Below are 19,558 nucleotides of genomic sequence, written 5' to 3'. Positions count from 1 at the left end.
GCTTGGTCTGTACACAAAGCGTTCACAATTTGAAGTTTAAATTTTCTCGACAAGGGTAGAGACCCCTTGTCCACCACCGATGCAAAGGGTTGCTAACCCATATTTTGCCCCTTCGCGTTTTTGCAATTCATGCACGAGCGTGACCAAGATTCTGGCGCCACTTGCACCAATCGGATGACCCAAAGCGATGGCTCCGCCGTTGACATTCAGCTTCTCGCGATCAAAGCCTAGTGCTTTGCCAACAGACAGCGATTGGACGGCAAAAGCTTCATTTGCTTCGATCAAGTCAATGTCAGCAATCGACAGACCCGCTTTTTCCAGTACACGTTTGGTCGCAGGAACTGGACCGTATCCCATGATGCTCGGATCAACACCTGCACTCGCATTGGCTACGATACGGGCGAGAGGCTTCACACCCAGCTCTTCTGCCTTCTCGCGTGTCATAATCAGGAGAGCTGCTGCTCCATCGTTGATACCAGATGCATTCCCAGCTGTCACAGTCCCATCCTTTTTAAATGCAGGCTTTAGTTTGCCTAGCGCTTCGACTGTCACGCCAGCACGCGGGAATTCGTCTACGGCAAATAGCACCGGATCACCCTTGCGTTGCGGGATCGGAACCGGCACGACTTCTTCCTGAAAACGACCACTAGCGAGCGCTTGCTGAGCCTTTTCCTGGCTCCACGCTGAAAATGCATCCTGCTCTTCTCGTCCGATTTCGTATTTGGTGCAAAGGTTCTCCGCTGTAATGCCCATGTGGTAGTCGTTGAAAGCACACCACAGCCCGTCGCGAATCATGGAGTCTACCACTTTTTGATCTCCCATACGGTAGCCTGAGCGCGCACCTTCCATTAAGTATGGTGCCTGGCTCATATTTTCCATCCCACCAGCCAAGACAACCTCTGCCTCACCAGCAAGGATGGACTGAACAGCCAGATGAACGGCTTTTAGACCTGAACCACAAACCTTGTTGATTGTCAGGGAGGGAACTTCATGAGCAAGGCCCGCATGAATAGAAGCCTGGCGCGCCGGGTTTTGACCCAAACCTGCTGACAGTACGTTCCCCATAATCACTTCATCAACCGCATCCTTGGAAACACCTGCACGCGTAAGCGCTGCTTCCAGTACAATCCCGCCCAGCTTTGTCGCGCTGACACCTGCAAGCGTTCCTTGAAAGCTACCTATAGCAGTGCGCACAGCACTCGCAATGACGATTTCTCTTTGACTCATCTTCCACACACCCCTCGAATACACAGGATAGGCAACCTTCTTAAAATTCCATTTTCTCTTGATAATTCCTGCCAGGAAATCGCTTTCTTTTCCATTTTACAAAAAAGCCATCATGGATTGCAGGAGGAAGATAGCAGCCGTACGGTGTTCAATTGTGTACAGTCGAATGGCATTGTCACGAGGACGAATAAGCACGACGGACTCACTCACTACATGGATGAAACCGCGCGAACGTAAATAACTTCGTAGGTGACATGGATACCCGTTTCTGTTTTATACGTCTGCTCATAGTAACGAATCATTTCTGCAAGGAGTTTTCTGCGTCCAAGACCGCCCCCTTGCTCCATACTTGTGTTGGCGCCAATGGCTTTCACGGCATGCAAGAAATCGCGTACACCCGGGTAGGTTAACCGTTCATATTTCCTAATGATCTCTATATCCGTAAACCCTGCTTGCTCCAATTGCTCGTGCCAATCACGTGCAGAGAGAAACTCCAAGCCATGGCGCACTCCCTTCTCCTCCAAAATCGCATGAGCATTCGCAAACGAATCATGTAGCTCCCAAAAAGTATCGGGTCCAAATGTCGAAAAAACCAATGGTGCTCCTGGCTTCAGGATTCTTCCCAATCCTTTTAGCGTATGCGCTGGCTTGGCAAACCACTGAAAACACGCTCCTGAAACGATCAAATCCTTTGACTTCGCCTGTTGTTCCCAAACCCATTCTTCAGCATCGGCTTGAGAAAATGAACAATTCAGGCCGCGCTGCTCCATGTTGTTCTTCGCCTGTTCCAGCATACCTGGCGCAATCTCTACCGCCTCGTAATAGGCAGCAGAAAAACGGCTGCGAATGACGAGAGTTAGCCCCCCTGTCCCACAGCCAATCTCTAGGATGTTTCGTACCTCGTTCTCGTTCGTTATCTCTGTAACCATTTGACGCAATTGATCTACCATCTTCTTTTGCACGAGTGCGTATTTTTCGTATGAGACAGCCTTCTCACTAAATCGGCTGCTGATTGCCCTCTTCTGCAAGCTGCTCCACCATCCTCTTTAGCGAATCTCCTACAACCTCTGGAACAAATACATGCGGGGCATGACCACAGTTCTGAATGGGCACGAAATTGGCACCTGAAACACTACTCGCCAGTTCTTCTCCGGCTGCGAGCGAACAGATAGCATCCTTCATTCCATGAATGACGAGAGTAGGAGTAGTCAGCGATGACAGGAACGGGCGGCAATCCTCTTCTTCCAAATAGGTCAAGCCCGCAATCAGCGCCGCTGTGCTCCACTTCTGGCTGTCCATTCTCACATGAAAACCTACTTGTTCACGCTCTCCTGGTGTTAGCATCTGTTCGACAAATGCGTCCATCACCCGCTCGCGTGCTACGGAAAGCTGCCTTTTCATTCTTTGCAAAACAACAGGATGCCACCCTTTGCGAAGATCATGTTGTTTGCAAATAAAGCGAGCTGTAGTGCCGATCAAAACAAGTCCTGAGACCGGGTACTGGGCAGCAAGGCGTATTCCGAGCATCCCGCCCATAGACCACCCCACTACAATCAACTCCTGACCCCAAAAAGGACGGACTTCCTCTTCTACTCTCTTGTAAAATTGCAAGGAATCAGTGACGTCCGAATAAGTAGGAATGATGTGCTGATAGGAAGGAAACTGTGAGCGAACTGCATCCCAGCTGCAATCTGGCATTCCCCACCCAGTTAGCCACAGCATCACTTTTCTCATGATATCGTCCCTCCTTTGTGAAGCTCGTCCCTGATTTCGCTCACTTGCTCGCAAGCCCACTCTAGCTCTTCGTGCGTATGGTCAGCCATCACTGTAAAACGGATACGGGCGCTTCCTGCTGGCACAGTAGGAGGTCGAATCGCCACTGCTGCAATCCCCCGTTGCCGCAGCCTTTTGCTAAATTGCAGGGTCCATTCATTCTCTCCTATTGTGAGCGGGATGATTGGCGTATCTTCCTCGTCTACGGTAAACCCGCGTGAGCGAAGCAACTGGCGAAACACGAGCGCATTCCGCCTCACTGCTTTTCTTCGCCAAGAGTCTGTTTGTATCAAAGACAACGCCGCCAGATTCGAGCCAATCACAGCAGGGGGTAGAGCTGTGGAATACACCAGCGAACGCGCTTTTGTCATCAAATAACGAATGATGATCTCATCTGCGCATACGTATGCCCCATAAACACCAAATGCCTTGCTGAAGGTTCCCATCAAAACATCGACTTGTCCGGCGATCCCCAGCTCGTGGCACAAGCCCTGCCCCTCTTCTCCACGCACTCCCCCTGCATGGGCTTCGTCAACCATCAGCATGGCATCGTAACGATCACGCAGTTGTACCAATGCAAGAAGGGGAGCTTTGTCACCGTCCATAGAGAATATGCTGTCGGTGACAATCCACTTCCGCCTAGCATCCTGGTGCTTTTTCAGCAAAAATTCCAGATGCTCCATGTCGTTGTGTCTGTACCGAAAATGCTCCGCCCGACTGAGCACGATCCCGTCTACAATGCTGGCGTGATTCAACCGATCACTAAAAACTGCGTCGCCTCTTCCAGCAAGCGCTGCCAGTACCCCTGTATTTGCCTGATAGCCGTTTGCAAAGACAAGCGCCCCTTCTCTCCCTTTCCACGAAGCCAATTGTTGTTCCAGCTCGTCGTATAACGCGTAGTTGCCATGGACGAGACGAGAGGCAGTTCCTCCTGCCCCCCACTCCTCTGCCGCCATCTTGCCAGCATCCACGATTCGTTGATCATGGGCCAAGCCCAAATAGTTGTTCGATGACAGGTTTAATAATGGTTTCCCTTCGACTTGAATCCACGTGCCCGCTCGATCACTGGCTGACTCTACGATGCTCCATTCTCTTGCCAACGATTGTTTGCGCAGCGAATCATATTCTTCTTCCAGCCATTTGTAGCGTTTCTTCATAACTGACCTACTTGTCCTACAGCGCACACAGCTCGATTTCAAACCCGAGGTCTTCAATCATCTGATGGTCTGTCGTGATTTCTTGCCCGGGAGTCGTCAAATAGTCGCCTACAAACAATGAGTTGGCTGCATACAAGGAAAGCGGCTGCAAGGTGCGCAAATTCACTTCGCGACCACCCGCAACGCGAATTTCTTTATCTGGGCAAATAAATCGGAACAAGGCGAGAACACGAAGCGCCTTCATTGCCGGAGTTCGTCCTTTATCCTCCAGCGGGGTTCCGGGAATCGCATTTAAAAAATTGATCGGGATGGAATCTGCATCGAGATTGCGCAGGGCAAATGCCATTTCAACGATCTCCTCATCGCTCTCCCCCATACCGATGATCACGCCTGCGCAGGGCGACATCCCTGCTCTTTTTGCGGTATCGACTGTCTGTACACGTTGATCGTACGTGTGCGTTGTCGTAATCGCTTCGTAATGGTTACGACTCGTATTGAGATTATGGTTGTAGCGGTGCACACCTGAATCTTTTAGGCGCATTGCTTGTTCGTCGCTTAATATCCCAAGACACGCACAAATTTTCAGCGGCATCGTCTCGCGGATTTCTTTGACTGCCTCGATGACCTGCCCCAGCTCCTTTTCCGTAGGACCACGTCCTGAGGCGACGATACAGTATGTACCTGCCTGTCGATTCATGGCTTCTCGCGCACCTGCGAGCAATGTTTCCTTGTCCAGCATCGTGTACTTGGATACGGGAGCATTCGAAACAATCGACTGCGAGCAGTAACCGCAATCCTCCGGGCATAGGCCGCTCTTGGCGTTGATGATCATATTCAGTTTGACCTTTTTGCCGAAAAAGTGCTTTCTGACGTGAAACGCTTCGTTCATGACCAGCAGCAGCTCATCATCCGGCGCTTGTAACACCTTCATTGCCTCTTCCTGCGTAAACTCTTCTTTAGCAATCGCTTTATGAGCGTATCCCTTCCAATCCAGACAGGTGCTTTGATTCATTTTCTCGTCTCCCCTTCTTACTTATTTATGGCTCCACGGACACAACTGTCCGATGTCTACACATTCTTGGATCAGCTGTGTCAACTGCTGGCGCTCTAACGGCTGGTCTATCCACGGAAGCACGCCCCATACGGGAACTCCACCGTAGCTCTCAATCATGCTCGCGTTTGTTTTGACACTCTCATCGATGACACCAGCTGAGTTGCTTTGATTCAGGATGACACCTACAACCTCGATCCCGAGTTCCCGTGCATACCAAACGGACAAGAGCGTATGGTTAATCGTGCCGAGCCCAGCCCGAGCCACGATAAGCATGGGCAGGTTCAGTCGAGCAGCAAGATCCGCCATCGTTTCGGTTGGAGTCAATGGCACAATCAGACCACCGGCTCCTTCGACGAGGAGTGCTGGATAACGTTCCATCAGGGGTCGCCCTCCGGCGATTACTTCCTCCATCGTCAAGCTTTTCCCCTCTGCTTCTGCAGCCAGAAAAGGGGTAAGCGGTGCCTCAAAACAGAGCGGGGCTATCTCCTCACATGCGTCAGGCACTCCGCTCCACGTTCTCAAGTGCATAGCGTCACTGCCCTCATCATGCGCTCGTGCACCTGACTGGACTGGCTTCCAAACCCCGATGTTCACTCCTGTCTCACGCAACACAGATGCGATTCCGGCAGTCACGATCGTTTTGCCTACCCCTGTATCTGTTCCTGTGATGAACAATCCGGAAAAGGAGCGATCAGCCATATCAATCACTCCTCCTCGTATCATCTGTCGTTACTTCCTGAATCGATTCCGCCAAAAACCGAACCATGTCAGCCAATTCTTCGGTTGTAGATACAAGCGGCGGGATAAAAACGATGACGTTGCCCAACGGTCGTGTCAGGAGCCCTTTTTCTCTTGCTACCTGACAGACACGTACACCGATCCGCTCATTCCAGTGATAAGGCTCCTTGGTCTCTTTATCCCGAACCAGCTCGATTCCCGCCATCAAGCCTTTTTGCCGTATTTCTCCTACATGAGGCAAGTCGTACAGCGACCCTAGCAATTGATCCAGATCGATTGCTTTTTGTGCGACTTGTTGAACAACTCCGCGCTCCTCCATCAGCCGCAGGTTGGCGAGAGCAACTGCACAGCCTAGTGGATTTCCCGTGAATGAATGTCCGTGGAAAAAGGTTTTCTGTTCCTCATAGTCAGCGAAAAAGGCATCATAAATCTGCTCGGTTACTAAGGTAGCCGCTACAGGCAAATACCCTCCCGTAAGCCCTTTTGCAACTGCCATGATATCCGGCACGACCCCATCATGCTCACAAGCGAACATTTTGCCCGTGCGTCCAAATCCTGTCGCTACTTCGTCTGCGATCAGCAATACATCATAGGCGCGCAACAGCTCCGCAATTTTTTTCAAGCAACCATCCGGCATGATAATCATGCCGCTTGCTCCCTGCACGACAGGCTCTACGATCATCGCCGCAATCTCATGAGCTCTATCCCTAAGCAAACTTTCCAGACTGCTCAATGTGGCCTGAACAGCTGCTTCTTCGCCGCCTTGTCTGTATGGATAAGGGTATGGAATGACATGTGGAGAAAAGAGCAGTGGTTTGTAGACCTGATGGTAGAGAGGAATGGCTCCCACACTGGTGGCTCCAATCGTATCTCCGTGATAGGCATTGTTCATTGTGATAAACGAATGCTTGCCGGTCTGCCCGCGATTCTGCCAGTATTGGAAGGCCATTTTCAGTGAGATTTCGACCGCCGTTGCCCCGTTGTCAGAGTAAAAGACTTTGCTCAATCCTTTTGGAGCGAGGTAGATCAGCTTTTCCGCTAGTAGAATGGACGGCACATTTGCCATGCCGAGCAAGGTAGAGTGGGCAATCTGGTCAAGCTGTTCCGTGATCGCCTGATTCAGCTCGGGAACGTTGTGACCGTGGACGTTCAACCACACGGAGGAAAAACCGTCGTAGTAGGCCTTGCCGTTCACATCGAACAGCTTGATCCCTTCTCCTCTCGCAATAATCAATGGCTCCTGTGCGACGTAGTCTTTCATTTGGGTGAAGGGATGCCAAACGTATTGCTTGTTTTTGGCAGAGAGCTCTGTATAACTATTTAACAACCAAATCACAACCTTGGTTAACATATATTTGTTAACCGTTATTTTAAAATGGTTAACCCATTTTGGCAAAGCTTTTTCTTCGACTTTGAAAAATTAGTAAGATCTAAGAAGGCCCTTCTGGTTTGAGTCAACATAGTGGAGGAGAAGAAAAAGCGCAGTTCTCTTCGACTCTGACACGCCCGCAGGGGGGATTCACTGTCCGTCTCCACTTCCAAAAGGGGACCGTCGAGCCAAAGCCACCCTACGGGCGGAAGGTTCTCAAGGAAGAAGTGTTCGACAAGCGTGGTCCCCTTTTGGAGGTTCCGACTGGGTAGGCGTTGTCAAGGTCTACGAGCCCTGCGCTTTTTCTTCTCACCAGCTTTGTCCGTTCATCGATTCCTTCTAAAACTCAAAAAGGTCAAGCTCCTCTTTGTTAGAGAAGCTTGACCTTTTCTATTCCGATTCTATTTAGCTTGATGCAGGATGCGATAGAGCGCTACGACACACACTGCTCTCGTCGTCGGTTTATTCGGCTGATAATTTCCTCCAACTGGATCAATCAGACCAAGTCCGACCATGTTGTTGATGGATGTGGTTGCCCAGGATGGCCAGGTTCCTTTATCGGAGACCTTTTTCGTCGCCCCCTTTTTATTCACGAGACGATCGAGAATGACTGCGGCCTCTGCGCGAGTCACTGGCTGATCCGGACGGAAGGTATTATTGTTATACCCTTTCACCAGGCCTTTGGAAACGGCAACCTGTACGGCACCTTGCGCATAGGAAGGCACCTTATCCTTGAATTTCAGCTTTGGTGAGGAAGGAAGCTCCCATTCAAAAGAGCGCGCGAGCAGGGTGACGAACTGTGCTCTTGTCAGAGAAACCTCTGGGCCGAACGTCGTCTCGGTCAAACCCTTCACGTAGCCTTTTTCCGCCATGTAGGTGATTTCTGCCTTGGCTGGATGCTTCGCGATATCTGTAAATCCAGCGCTGCTCGTGCCAGCATTGTCCATGTAGTACGGAATGTACTTGCCGTAGCTATTGACTTGATATGCCCACTGACCTTGAGCATTCATGGTTCCCAGCAGCGGATCCAACGTATTGTTTACTTGGTTTACGTACAAGAGTCCAACGCCTTTTCCAGCAAGCCATTGCTTCGGTGCCAAGGTCAACTGAATCGACGAAGTGGAAATCGCGTCCTCTTGCCCTGCTTTTAGTTCGCCTGGTTTAATCGTAAACGAATAATCCGCAGGTACATATCCTGGCATCGGCTGGGTCACGATCGACTCCACATCAATCAGTGCACTATCCAGATAAGATGCGGTATTTTCTAAGGAGTAATGGAGATCAAGCTCCGCTCCGAGTGACATGCTGCCTGGCAGTTCAGGGACAACGGCCACATCGCTCGGTTGACCTGTCTTGTTGCCCAAGAGGAGCGAGAATTCGTCGAAATACAGTGTTCCTTTGTCGTGTGTAATGCCATCATTGGCTTGGTCAACGACATACACACTCTTCAGATGCAATGGATAGGCAACATTGCTCGGGAAGTAGCCTTTCACTTGCTTCCAGCCTGTCCAATTGATCTCTTTTGCCAGATCGACGTAGACCGGCTTGCCGTTTGCATCAATTGCTTCTGCACGGAGCCAATGTCCGCTGTTGTCCCCATTGACCCATAAGCCCAATCCGAGCGGCTTGCCAGGAATCGTCACAGGGTTTGCCCCCAGCACACCGTACGAAATCCGCATGTTGTTCGCTGGTGCTCCTGAGAAGTTGTACACCAGCTTCGCTGCCTTTTTCGTGCGGAATGTCTGATCGGAGACGAGCCCGAACGAACCAGCCGAACTGATGCTGGATGGATTTGCGGCATGGTACATGCCTGCCTGATTATCGAAGGTGAGCCATGGCTGCTCGAATTGTCCAACGGCAAATGGTACGGTTGTCGCCACGCCATCATACGTAATCGTCAGGTTTCCGTTGCCCGGCTCATTGCCTGCTACCAATTGCAGATTGTCGTTAATTGTCGCTACAGAAGAATCAACACTCGCTTTTACGCTAAGTGGCGTCGCTTGTACGGTAGAGCCCTTTTTCGTTTTGATTTTGACATCGAGATTAATGGATTGTCCCGGTGCAATGGTAATCGGATTCGGGGAAACGATGATTTGCTGCACATCGATGCCGGAAATGACTTGAATGTCTTTATTTTGCGTCACATTGCCCAATCGCGCAGTCAATGTGATCTTGCCAGAGCGAGCTGGTGTGAATTGCTTGCCATTTACGGTTCCCGCTTCGGACTGACTGCCATCCCAACTCACATCGCCTGCATTGATCGCGTACGGCTGGTAATGAACGTCATAACCTTTGGATGCACTGAGCGGGATAGATTGTCCGATTAGCACATCTGCCGGTACATCGATTTGGAAGCCTCTCAATTCTCCAGCAGGTGCCGTGTTGTATACGGCCAGTCCAGTAGGTACACGGCGCTCAGCACCGCCGCTCGGCTTATTCGCCAGATTTGCGTGTGTCTCACCCAGCATGCGAGCTGCCATGGTCGTAGAGCCGCCACCGTCAAAGTTTACAGCCCGATAAGAACCGAGCTCCGCCATGATTTTTGCCAGTTCGTCCAAATAAACGCCTTGGCTCGCATCGATCGTGACCATGTACAAGGTCTTCCCATCCTGGGAAACTCCGACCGATGTGCGTGCCGTCTTGTTGATGATAGACTTGTCCGCTTGAAAGGAAGTGAGCGCTTTCCCTTGATCAACCAAAATCACATTGCCGCCTACCGCTTGCTTTAGGTTGAGTGTCTGTGGTGTCGTTTGGTACTCAACCGCTGCAGTAGCGCCTACAGGGAAGTTTTGCTTGAGGAATGCTCCTGCTGCTCCATGTCCCCAAAGGACATAGCCGTTGTAAGGTATGTATACGCCAGGTTGATTCACACGAACTTCTTTGGCTACGTTGTCTACAAACAGAATCTCGACGACATCTTTGTAGCCCGGTATCGTCCCCAAGCTGGTTTTGCCAAAGGAAGGGGTATAGACGTTCAGTTGGTTCTGGTGACTTTTTCGTGAATCACTCGGGTTGTACTCTTCCTTGTTGACACCCTGAATCGAATAGGTAGCGCCAGTAGGAGCAGTAACCTTGCCGCCAAAGCCAAACTTGTCGACGATGGCCATCTTGTCTCCAGTCAAGCCCAGCGCGTACCAGTAGGAGACCAAGCCCATAGAAGAAATGAGTTCATCGTCTTTCATGACAATGCCAAACGGCGCTCCCCGCTTCGACATGTTAAAAAAGTCGGCATTGATCGCTGCTACAGCTCCGGTTTCACGCGCCATTTGTGTAACCGTCTGTCTGTCTGTCAGCTTACCTTTCGTCCCGTATACCGGTTTGACCTCAACGTAAGGATTATTCAGATCAACCTTGGTCACCATGATCGTGACTACTTGATTGGCAAATGTTTTCGTATATTTCTGCAAAGTGGTCCCTTCACCAATTGGGGTTTGCCACATCATATTCAATGCACTTGTTTCCGCTCTGGCGTGTGCGACATTGGTCGCAAACGGCACAAACGGAACAAAAGCTCCCCAGGCCATGGTCGTAGCCGTGAGCAGCGTCACTATCCTTTGCGCTCTCATGTTGGTAACTCCTCTCCGTATTCCAAACTCTGTCTCTTACCATCTAAGCCAAGCAACTAAATATTAGACGCAAAAGGTCATGGATAGTTTCGCCAATTCCCTTGATTCTCTATTAGAAAAACATACCAAATCGTCAGTCATTGAAACCAAAATGATCCCTCTACAACAAGAAACCCGCCCAGTTTTGACGAACGCTACCTGGCGGGTTTTCCTAGCTGTATGTTACTGACCTGGTTGGAAAGGCTCTGGTTTTTCAGCGCGCAAACCAAAATGATAGAGAATTGCTTCTACGATGCGGCGGGAAGCCTCGCCATCCCCATATGGGTTGACAGCATGCGCCATAGCATCGTAAGCCGCTTGGTTGGTCAGTAATTCTTTTGCCATTGCATACACTTGCTCTTCGTCGGTTCCCACGAGCTTTAACGTGCCTGCTTCAATCCCCTCAGGACGTTCTGTCGTATCGCGCAGAACCAAGACTGGTACGCCAAGAGATGGCGCTTCCTCCTGCACCCCGCCAGAATCGGTCAGGATGAGATGGGCACGACGAGCGAAGTTGTGGAAATCAAGGGCATCCATTGGTTCGATCAACGAAATGCGATCGTGGTTTCCGAGAATCTCCTGCGCTACTTCTTGTACAGCAGGATTCAAGTGAACCGGATACACAACAGCAATCTCGGGATGCTCGTCCACCAGTCTTCGAACGGCACGGAAAATACGGCGCATCGGCTCGCCCAAATTTTCGCGGCGGTGTGCCGTCATCAGTACCAGCTTCTGACCAGCTACGCGATCAAGCACCGGATGTGTGTAATCCTCGCGAACCGTTGTTTTCAACGCGTCAATCGCTGTGTTTCCTGTCACGTAGATGCTCTCTTCCGGCTTTGCTTCGCGACGAAGATTGTCAGCCGATCCATTGGTCGGAGAGAAATGAAGGTCAGCCATTACACCTGTCAACTGGCGGTTCATCTCTTCCGGGAACGGCGAATACTTGTCCCATGTGCGCAAGCCCGCTTCCACGTGGCCAATCGCGACTTGATTATAAAAAGCAGCCAGACTCGCCACAAAAGTGGTTGTCGTATCCCCGTGCACGAGGACAATGTCCGGTTTTACTTCCTTCATCGTTTCATCTAGGCTCTCCAACGCGCGAGTAGTCACACCCACCAGCGTTTGGCGATCCTTCATGATGTTCAAATCAATGTCTGGTTGAATATCAAAAATGTCCAAAACCTGATCGAGCATTTGACGATGTTGGGCCGTCACGCAAACGACAGATTCGATTTGCTCGCTGTACTTGTTCAATTCATGGACAAGCGGTGCCATTTTGATCGCTTCTGGACGTGTGCCGAATACCGTCATTACTTTTACAGTTTTCATCCGTTTTTCCCTCTCCGACTACTTCGTGCCGTACAAGCGGTCACCCGCATCGCCCAAGCCTGGCACGATGTATCCATGGTCGTTTAAATATTGATCAACAGCCGCTACGTAGATATCTACATCAGGATGCTCGTCCTGAACTAGCTTGATACCTTCTGGAGCAGCGATCAGGCACATCAGTTTCAAGTTTTTCGCTCCACGTTTTTTCAAAGCAGTAAGAGCGGCAACAGCAGAGCCACCAGTCGCCAGCATCGGGTCAGTTACGATCAACTCACGCTCAGCAACATCGGATGGCAGCTTCACATAATACTCAATAGGCTGTAAGGTTTCCGGATCACGGTAAAGACCTACGTGTCCTACTTTGGCAGCAGGGATCAGCCTCATCAGGCCATCCACCATACCAAGACCAGCACGCAGAATCGGTACCAACCCTACTTTTTTACCAGCGATTACATTCGACTGACAGGTAGCCACTGGCGTTTCGATAGTGATTTCCTCCAAAGGCATATCACGGGTAATTTCATAGCCCATCAGAGTAGTCACTTCATCTACCAGTTCGCGAAATTCCTTGGTCCCTGTATTCTTGTCACGAATATACGTAACTTTATGCTGAATCAGCGGATGGTCAAACACATATACACGGCTCATGTCATTTCCTCCGTTTCCCTATCAATACATCCTTTCTATAATAGCTGGTGAGAGTGGCTCAGTCAATTTGCCTAATCTTCGTACTTTTTCTCATCCTCGATCCCTAACTACAGCCGCCAAGCAAAGAAAAAAGCAGACCCGTATAGAAAAATTTCCACCGGGTCTGCTTCACGTAGCCTAAACTTAGATATTCAAGCCTTCATACATCGGGAAACGTTGGCACAAAGCTGCCACACGTTGACGTGCTTCCTCGTGTTTCGCAGCATCCTCTGGATTTTTCAATGTCAGAGCGATAATCGCTGCTACTTCTTTCATTGCTTCCTCATCAAAACCGCGGCTTGTCACTGCTGGCGTACCCATGCGCACACCGCTTGTAACAAACGGGCTTTGTGTATCGTAAGGAATCGTATTTTTGTTCGTAGTAATGCTTACTTCGTCCAACAGATGCTCAGCTACTTTACCTGTCAGGCCGATTTTGCTTACATCAACCAATACGAGGTGGTTATCCGTTCCGCCGGAAACAAGCGTCAGGCCTTCAGCCGTCAAGCTTTCCGCGAATGCACGTGCATTCTTGATGATGCGAGCTGCGTAATCCTTGAACTCTGGTTGCAGGTTTTCGCCGAAAGCAACCGCTTTTGCTGCGATCACGTGCATCAACGGACCACCTTGAACGCCTGGGAATACGGATTTGTCGATGCCTTTTGCGAATTCTTCCTTGCACAAAATCAAACCGCCACGTGGTCCGCGCAGAGTCTTGTGCGTCGTAGAAGTAACGAAATGCGCGTGCGGTACTGGGTTTGGATGCAGACCTGCCGCAACCAGACCAGCGATGTGCGCCATGTCCACCATGAAGTACGCGCCCACTTCGTCCGCGATCTCACGGAACTTGGCAAAATCAATCGTACGCGGATAGGCACTCGCACCAGCAACGATCAGCTTTGGCTTGTGCTCCAATGCTTTTGCACGAACATCTTCATAGTTGATCAGGTGAGTATCTTCGTCTACACCATAATCAACGAAATTGTACAGCGTACCGGAGAAGTTTACTGCACTACCATGCGTCAAGTGACCACCGTGGGACAGGTTCATTCCCAATACGGTGTCGCCTGGCTGAAGAATCGTGAAGTATACAGCCATGTTCGCCTGAGCACCGGAGTGTGGTTGTACGTTTGCATGCTCAGCGCCAAAAATTTCTTTTACGCGGTCGCGCGCGATGTTTTCTACGATATCCACATACTCGCAACCACCGTAATAACGGCGTCCTGGATATCCTTCTGCGTATTTATTCGTCAAAACGGTTCCCATTGCTTCCATAACTGCGCGGCTTACGAAGTTTTCAGAAGCAATCAGCTCAATCTTGTCGCGTTGTCTTCCGAGCTCCAATTGAACGGCTTCCATTACTTGCGGGTCTTGTTTACGCAAAAAATCTAGCATAGTAGTTTCTCCTCCTCTTTTACGTGCAGCTTTCATTCGGTGGTGTCTTCTCATACACGGCACGCGGTCCGCCAATCAGCTTGGGACGTGTGCGCGCTGCCGTAACATGTGCTTGTCCAACGAGACGCTGTGTCGGACGCACCGGTACTGCCACATGCTTCAGATGCATGCCGATAAGCGTATGGCCGATATCAATGCCTGCATGCGCGCGAATGTGCTCCACAACGGCTGCATCCGCGAACTGTGTAAACGCATGCGCAGCCATAGAGCCTCCAGCAGTCGGAACAGGAACAACCGAGACCTCTTCCAATCCGTATCGCAATGCAACATCGCGCTCGACGACCAGAGCCCTGTTCAAATGTTCACAACATTGAAAGGCAACAACAAAGCCGCGCTTTTCTACAACAGATTGGATCCCACGATACAGAGCTTTCGCTACATCCTGGCTACCAGCTTTTCCAATATGCTCACCGAGCACCTCGCTGGTACTGCAACCAATCACCATGAGTTGTCCAGCTGCAAGCTCTGCCAAATCGGCTACTTCTTCGACAATGTCACTGATTTGTTTTTCGATAGCGGATAAATCCACTTACTTCACTCCCGCATGCTTCGCTTCAATTTGGGAAATCTTTTCCACACGACGCTCGTGACGGCCACCTTGAAACTCTGTTTCCAACCAAATTTTCACGATATCAAGCGCAAGACCCGGTCCAATGACCCGCTCACCCATCGCCAACACATTGGTGTTGTTATGCTCACGGGTAGCGCGTGCAGAAAACGTATCATGCACAAGTGCACAACGGATGCCTGGAACCTTGTTGGCTGCGATCGACATGCCGATACCTGTTCCGCAAACGAGAATGCCTCGATCAAACTCCCCCGCTGCTACCTTTTCCGCTACTGGCAAAGCATAATCGGGATAATCAACCGATTCCTCGCAGGTGCAGCCGAAGTCTTCCGTCTGGATGTTCATGGAGGCCAGCAGAGTCTTGATCTCCTCTTTTAGCTTGTATCCACCGTGATCAGCAGCAAGTGCTACTTTCATCTGTCATCCCTCGCTTGTCTCATAATCTTCGTCTAGTATACATCAAAACACAATAAGTAAAAAGTGAACATTTTTATCGGACAACTAAAAAATGTTCGTACTCTCATAAAAAACAAGGTCCCGGCTATACACCAGCACCCTATTCATCCACTGATTTACGAAGACCTGGGTCCTTGAGCATCAATGAGAGCCTTTCCAGTGACTCTTCGATTTCTTCAGCACACCTGCGATAATCCATCAGTGATCCCCCATACGGATCAGCAATATCACTAAAGCCTTCTATCCCAACGAACTCTTGTAGGGTATGCACCTTTTCAGTGGCTGAGGGGAAATACGTCAAGATCGCGCGCTTGTGACCATGCGTCATCGTCAAAATGACATCAGACCATTTGATCAACCCTTCGTCTACCTTGCTGGCCTTATGATCGTGAGCAATTCCTCGCTCTTCTAATACTTGTTTAGCGTGCAAGGAAGCATCCTGACCAGCAGATGCCGCCACGCCAGCTGAGCGTATTTCAAGCCCCTGTCCGTCTGTCTTCGCACGAAAAATCGCTTCTGCCATGGGGCTTCGGCACGTATTTCCCGTACAGACGAAAAGTATCCGTTTCACGTATGGTTCCTCCTCACCTATTAATTAGTCAGGTTATATCATAAATTTTAACCCAAAACCAAACAAAATAAGTCCACCTACTAATTCGCTATAATCCCCAAGCCACCCTCCCACACTCCTGCCTAACAATAAACCGAAGTAAGACATCGTGGCACCCATTACTCCAAAAAGGGAGATGGCCAAAATTCTATTGACCTCGATCAAGCCGAACGAGAAACCGACAGTGAAAGCATCTATGCTAACACTAAATGCGAAGAGCATAAGTCCGAACCCTTTTGTCTTCCATACACTTTTTTGATCCCCTTGAACGAAGCCATTCCATAGCATGTGCAAGCCGATGATCATCAGGACCCCGCCGCCAATAAACACGGCAATATCTCCAACCAAATCGGACAAGTACGCTCCAATGACAATCCCGATGATCGGCATCATAATATGAAACAGTCCGATGGTGATACTTACTTTAATAATCTCTCGTAACCGAATCCCAACCATTCCTACGCCAATTCCTAACGAAAAGGCATCCATACTTAAGGCGAAAGCAATAATGAGCAACGTCAAAAATTGCCCCCATTGAAATAACACCTGGTCCAAGCAACTCCCCTCCCGTCTCTTCACCTTATGCGGACAAGGGGGAGTTTAGGACAGGTTTACACGGACAAGACACGGCCTCCAGCAGCCTTTTCCAAGCGATTCATCACAGCCATACCCAGCCCGTTTCGCAGGAAAGTCTCACCGACAATATACTGCACTTCTTGATCGTCGAATTCTCGCAGCACTGCATACAGCTGTTGGGCAACCCCTTCCAAATCCGCTTGTGATCCGACCACAAGAACGATATCTGCCGACTCGTGGCTTCGCCAAAAGGGAGCTGTTTCTTCCGTTGCCAGCACACCCGTTTTTTGACCGTGCCGCTTCGCCTGTTGCAGCATGTCTTCCATTTTTGCCCGAACTTTTTCACTCTCTCCTGATACTAGCCACATTTCCCCTTCAGGAGCGTAATGCGTATATTTCATCCCCGGAGAGCGCGGTGCCTCGGCTGCTCCCACTTGAAAAGAAGGATCGAGCTCCACATAGCCAATCACTGGTTCCATTTGCTCCCGTGTAATGCCGCCTGGACGCAGAATCATGGGTGGGTCCTGCGTAACATCAATAACAGTAGACTCTACCCCAACACCTGTTGCCCCACCATCGACCACTCCTGCTACGCGTCCATCCAAGTCAGCCAATACATGCGCCGCAGTCGTTGGACTCGGACGTCCCGAGCGATTGGCGCTCGGAGCTGCAATCGGTACCCCCGCTTCCTTAATCAAAGCCAAGGCAATCGGATGATCAGGCATGCGAACTCCGACTGAATCCAGCCCTGCCGTTACTAGCGACGCTACCTGATCTGTTTTTGGCAAAATCACCGTCAAGGGTCCAGGCCAAAACGCCTCCATCAGCTTTTTCCCTTTTTCCGGAATCTCACTTGCTACTGTGGACAACTGGTCCCACGCTCCAATATGTACAATCAGCGGATTATCGCTGGGTCTGCCTTTTGCTGTAAATATTTTTTCCACTGCTTCATCTGATAATGCATTCGCTCCCAAACCGTAAACCGTCTCCGTGGGAAACGCGACAACCGCCCCTTCTCGTAGAAAACGGGCTGCATCCACAATCTGTGCACAACTATGCTGATTTTCCACATCGTTATCCACAGACCAGACTTTTGTCACAAAATTCATTTCCATCGTTAAAAAATCCTTTCTCTCGCTCGTTTCTTTGTAAGGAGTGCCTTAAGTATAGATGTGCACCAAAAAGTTTTCAACAGGCTGTGGGTAACCTGTGAATAACTTTTCTGAACAGCGTGGAAAAAAGAGAATTGTTACCTTTTTTTAACTTTATCCGTCTTCGCCTTGTAGTAGAATGAACACGTAAACAAAACAATAACTTTCCCTTTATTGAAAGGACCGTGAATAATATGTCATCTTTTAAATCCTTAGCTTCCAGCCTGCTTGGCACAGCTGTATTGTTAACAGCCGTCGCTGCTCCAGTATTTGCAGCACCTGCTTCACCTGCAACCTCCGCAAAACCAGCTGTGCAAGCACCAAAGCCACAAGCTAACGGCGTCTTGTTCACACCAAAAACCATTACGATCGATACGAAAGAATTTCAAGGTAAAGTATCCATTCCAGTGATTAGTGGGATGAAGGATAAAGCTTTTGAAGCAAAACTGAATGCTACTCTACTGAAAGAAGCGCAAACAGGCCTGGCGGAAGGACAAAAAGCTGGCAAAGACGATGCGGAAGAAGCGAAAAAACACGGCTGGGAGCCACGCCCTCATGCATTCGACATCTCCTATGAAGTACACAATACTGGCAAGCTCGTTTCTTTCTCTGTACAGACATACGTTTATACAGGTGGAGCACATGGCATGACGGATGTTACGCATTACACAATCGATAATCAGGCCAAGGCAAAACAACTGAAGCTGGCTGACCTATTCCAGCCTGGCTATGATTACCGTACCATTCTCAATCAAATTATTGCACAACAAATCAAAGCAGAAACCGAGGCGGATGGCTTTAACCCTTATGAAGCATTCGAGGGCATCAGTGAGGATCAAGGCTTCTCCTTTAAAGACGGCAACCTGGTAATCCATTTTGGTCTATACGAAATTGCCCCTTATGCAGCAGGAATGCCAGCGTTCGCGATCCCTGCTCACCGTTACCAAGGTCTGTTGAAGCCTGAGATTCGTGAAGCATTGTTCCAAAAATAATCGTAGCAATTCAAAACGACACCTGCACGTGCGGCGGGTGTCGTTTTTTATGTCCGGCTTAGGAGAGCCAGTTCTCGATTTTTTCCCATAAGTAAAATCGCACTTCTACTTCAGGAGCAGAGGCAGTTGTTTGCTCAGCGTCCACCTTATTTGATTCGGAATTTAGCTCTACTTCTTTCTCTTCCAAGGGTAAGACCGCTACTTGCTTTCTATCAAATCGATCATAGCCTTCATCTTCCTCGGGTACAGCTGCTGTCGTTTGCCCAGATTCTTCAGGCTCTGGAGTTGGTTTGGCTTGTACAGCGTCGCCATTGGACATGTCAATAAAGCAGAGCGGCGGGAACAGGACACACCACCAGTTTTGACCTTTTGCGTCTCCGATTTGTACACGAACGGCTCGGTAATTACCCGCAGGATAGACATAGGAGCCGTACAGCTTCGTCGGAAAAGGCACTTCGCCGAAATCGACTACAGCTTTGTATGAAAAACCGCGTTCCTTGATCGTCTTGTCTACGACTTGTTGAAGGACAGGCAATTGTGTTTGAATCACTTGCTCTGCTTCCTCCAAAGTCTCGATATCGTCCGCCCACGTATTCATTTGAGCGACAATCGCATCTCTGACTTCGCGCTTTAACCATTGATCTTGGACAGAATCGCTGTTCGCAATAATGCGCAAGCGAACGGATTCCTGAGGGATCGGCCCATTATCCAACACATTGGCCGAAGTAAGCTGCCCCTCCCAGCTCATCGTAAGCATAAACAGGCTAAACGCCATCAACAACATCCGCTTCATCGTTATCCGTCTCCC

18 protein-coding genes are annotated in these 19,558 nt (G+C 49.8%); 1 reads left to right on the top strand and 17 read right to left on the bottom strand.

Going from position 1 to position 19,558, the window contains the following annotated elements:
* Nucleotides 1-36: 36 nt before the first annotated feature.
* The 16 genes from E8L90_RS25810 to E8L90_RS25730 form a co-directional block, all read right to left on the bottom strand.
* A complete protein-coding gene (locus E8L90_RS25810; protein ID WP_137031967.1) occupies nucleotides 37-1,227 on the bottom strand; it encodes an acetyl-CoA C-acetyltransferase in 1,191 nt (396 codons plus the stop codon).
* 209 nt (nucleotides 1,228-1,436) lie between these two features.
* Complete coding sequence (gene bioC / locus E8L90_RS25805) at nucleotides 1,437-2,255, bottom strand: malonyl-ACP O-methyltransferase BioC (protein WP_137031966.1); 819 nt, start codon at nucleotides 2,253-2,255, stop codon at nucleotides 1,437-1,439.
* Nucleotides 2,224-2,961: an alpha/beta fold hydrolase gene (locus tag E8L90_RS25800; RefSeq protein WP_137031964.1), complete on the bottom strand. Its 738-nt coding sequence runs from the start codon at nucleotides 2,959-2,961 to the stop codon at nucleotides 2,224-2,226. The genes bioC and E8L90_RS25800 overlap by 32 nt, the downstream gene beginning before the upstream one ends.
* Complete coding sequence (bioF, locus tag E8L90_RS25795) at nucleotides 2,958-4,157, bottom strand: 8-amino-7-oxononanoate synthase (RefSeq protein ID WP_137031962.1); 1,200 nt, start codon at nucleotides 4,155-4,157, stop codon at nucleotides 2,958-2,960. Before bioF ends, E8L90_RS25800 begins: the two co-directional genes overlap by 4 nt.
* A 16-nt stretch (nucleotides 4,158-4,173) precedes the next feature.
* Nucleotides 4,174-5,169, bottom strand: a complete 996-nt coding sequence (gene bioB / locus E8L90_RS25790; RefSeq protein WP_137031961.1) for a biotin synthase BioB — start codon at nucleotides 5,167-5,169, stop codon at nucleotides 4,174-4,176.
* Between the two features lie 21 nt (nucleotides 5,170-5,190).
* On the bottom strand, nucleotides 5,191-5,910 hold the full coding sequence (bioD, locus tag E8L90_RS25785; RefSeq protein WP_137033607.1) for a dethiobiotin synthase: 720 nt from the start codon (nucleotides 5,908-5,910) through the stop codon (nucleotides 5,191-5,193).
* A 1-nt stretch (nucleotide 5,911) separates the two neighbouring features.
* Nucleotides 5,912-7,300, bottom strand: a complete 1,389-nt coding sequence (gene bioA / locus E8L90_RS25780; RefSeq protein WP_137031959.1) for an adenosylmethionine--8-amino-7-oxononanoate transaminase — start codon at nucleotides 7,298-7,300, stop codon at nucleotides 5,912-5,914.
* A 419-nt stretch (nucleotides 7,301-7,719) separates the two neighbouring features.
* Entirely contained in the window at nucleotides 7,720-10,884 is a 3,165-nt protein-coding gene (locus E8L90_RS25770) for a phosphodiester glycosidase family protein (protein ID WP_137031955.1), read from the bottom strand.
* A gap of 222 nt (nucleotides 10,885-11,106) precedes the next feature.
* Nucleotides 11,107-12,255 carry a non-hydrolyzing UDP-N-acetylglucosamine 2-epimerase gene (gene wecB, locus E8L90_RS25765; RefSeq protein ID WP_137031954.1) on the bottom strand — a complete coding sequence of 383 codons (1,149 nt, stop codon included), beginning with the start codon at nucleotides 12,253-12,255 and terminating at the stop codon, nucleotides 11,107-11,109.
* Nucleotides 12,256-12,273: 18 nt separating this feature from the next.
* Complete coding sequence (gene upp, locus E8L90_RS25760) at nucleotides 12,274-12,903, bottom strand: uracil phosphoribosyltransferase (protein ID WP_137031952.1); 630 nt, start codon at nucleotides 12,901-12,903, stop codon at nucleotides 12,274-12,276.
* 183 nt (nucleotides 12,904-13,086) lie between these two features.
* Nucleotides 13,087-14,337: a serine hydroxymethyltransferase gene (locus E8L90_RS25755; RefSeq protein ID WP_137031950.1), complete on the bottom strand. Its 1,251-nt coding sequence runs from the start codon at nucleotides 14,335-14,337 to the stop codon at nucleotides 13,087-13,089.
* A 19-nt stretch (nucleotides 14,338-14,356) separates the two neighbouring features.
* Complete coding sequence (locus tag E8L90_RS25750) at nucleotides 14,357-14,926, bottom strand: TIGR01440 family protein (RefSeq protein ID WP_137031948.1); 570 nt, start codon at nucleotides 14,924-14,926, stop codon at nucleotides 14,357-14,359.
* A complete protein-coding gene (gene rpiB, locus E8L90_RS25745; RefSeq protein ID WP_007725502.1) occupies nucleotides 14,927-15,382 on the bottom strand; it encodes a ribose 5-phosphate isomerase B in 456 nt (151 codons plus the stop codon).
* A 139-nt stretch (nucleotides 15,383-15,521) separates the two neighbouring features.
* Nucleotides 15,522-15,992 (bottom strand): low molecular weight protein arginine phosphatase, encoded by a 471-nt coding sequence (locus E8L90_RS25740; RefSeq protein WP_137031947.1) that lies wholly within the window; start codon nucleotides 15,990-15,992, stop codon nucleotides 15,522-15,524.
* Between the two features lie 33 nt (nucleotides 15,993-16,025).
* Nucleotides 16,026-16,586 carry a manganese efflux pump MntP gene (locus E8L90_RS25735; protein WP_137031945.1) on the bottom strand — a complete coding sequence of 187 codons (561 nt, stop codon included), beginning with the start codon at nucleotides 16,584-16,586 and terminating at the stop codon, nucleotides 16,026-16,028.
* Between the two features lie 56 nt (nucleotides 16,587-16,642).
* Entirely contained in the window at nucleotides 16,643-17,722 is a 1,080-nt protein-coding gene (locus tag E8L90_RS25730) for an L-threonylcarbamoyladenylate synthase (protein ID WP_137031943.1), read from the bottom strand.
* Nucleotides 17,723-17,952: 230 nt separating this feature from the next.
* Between E8L90_RS25730 and E8L90_RS25725 the strand changes: the two genes are divergently transcribed.
* Nucleotides 17,953-18,750 (top strand): DUF3298 and DUF4163 domain-containing protein, encoded by a 798-nt coding sequence (locus E8L90_RS25725; protein ID WP_137031941.1) that lies wholly within the window; start codon nucleotides 17,953-17,955, stop codon nucleotides 18,748-18,750.
* 58 nt (nucleotides 18,751-18,808) lie between these two features.
* On the opposite strand, the gene spoIIR is transcribed toward E8L90_RS25725, so the two are convergent.
* Nucleotides 18,809-19,543, bottom strand: coding sequence for a stage II sporulation protein R (gene spoIIR, locus E8L90_RS25720; RefSeq protein WP_137031940.1), 735 nt, complete (start codon nucleotides 19,541-19,543; stop codon nucleotides 18,809-18,811).
* Nucleotides 19,544-19,558 lie beyond the last annotated feature (15 nt).

Source organism: Brevibacillus antibioticus, assembly GCF_005217615.1.
Taxonomy (GTDB): Bacteria; Bacillota; Bacilli; order Brevibacillales; family Brevibacillaceae; genus Brevibacillus; species Brevibacillus antibioticus.
The sequence above is the reverse complement of the archived record's forward strand: the minus strand, read 5'-3'. Positions and strand labels throughout refer to the sequence as shown.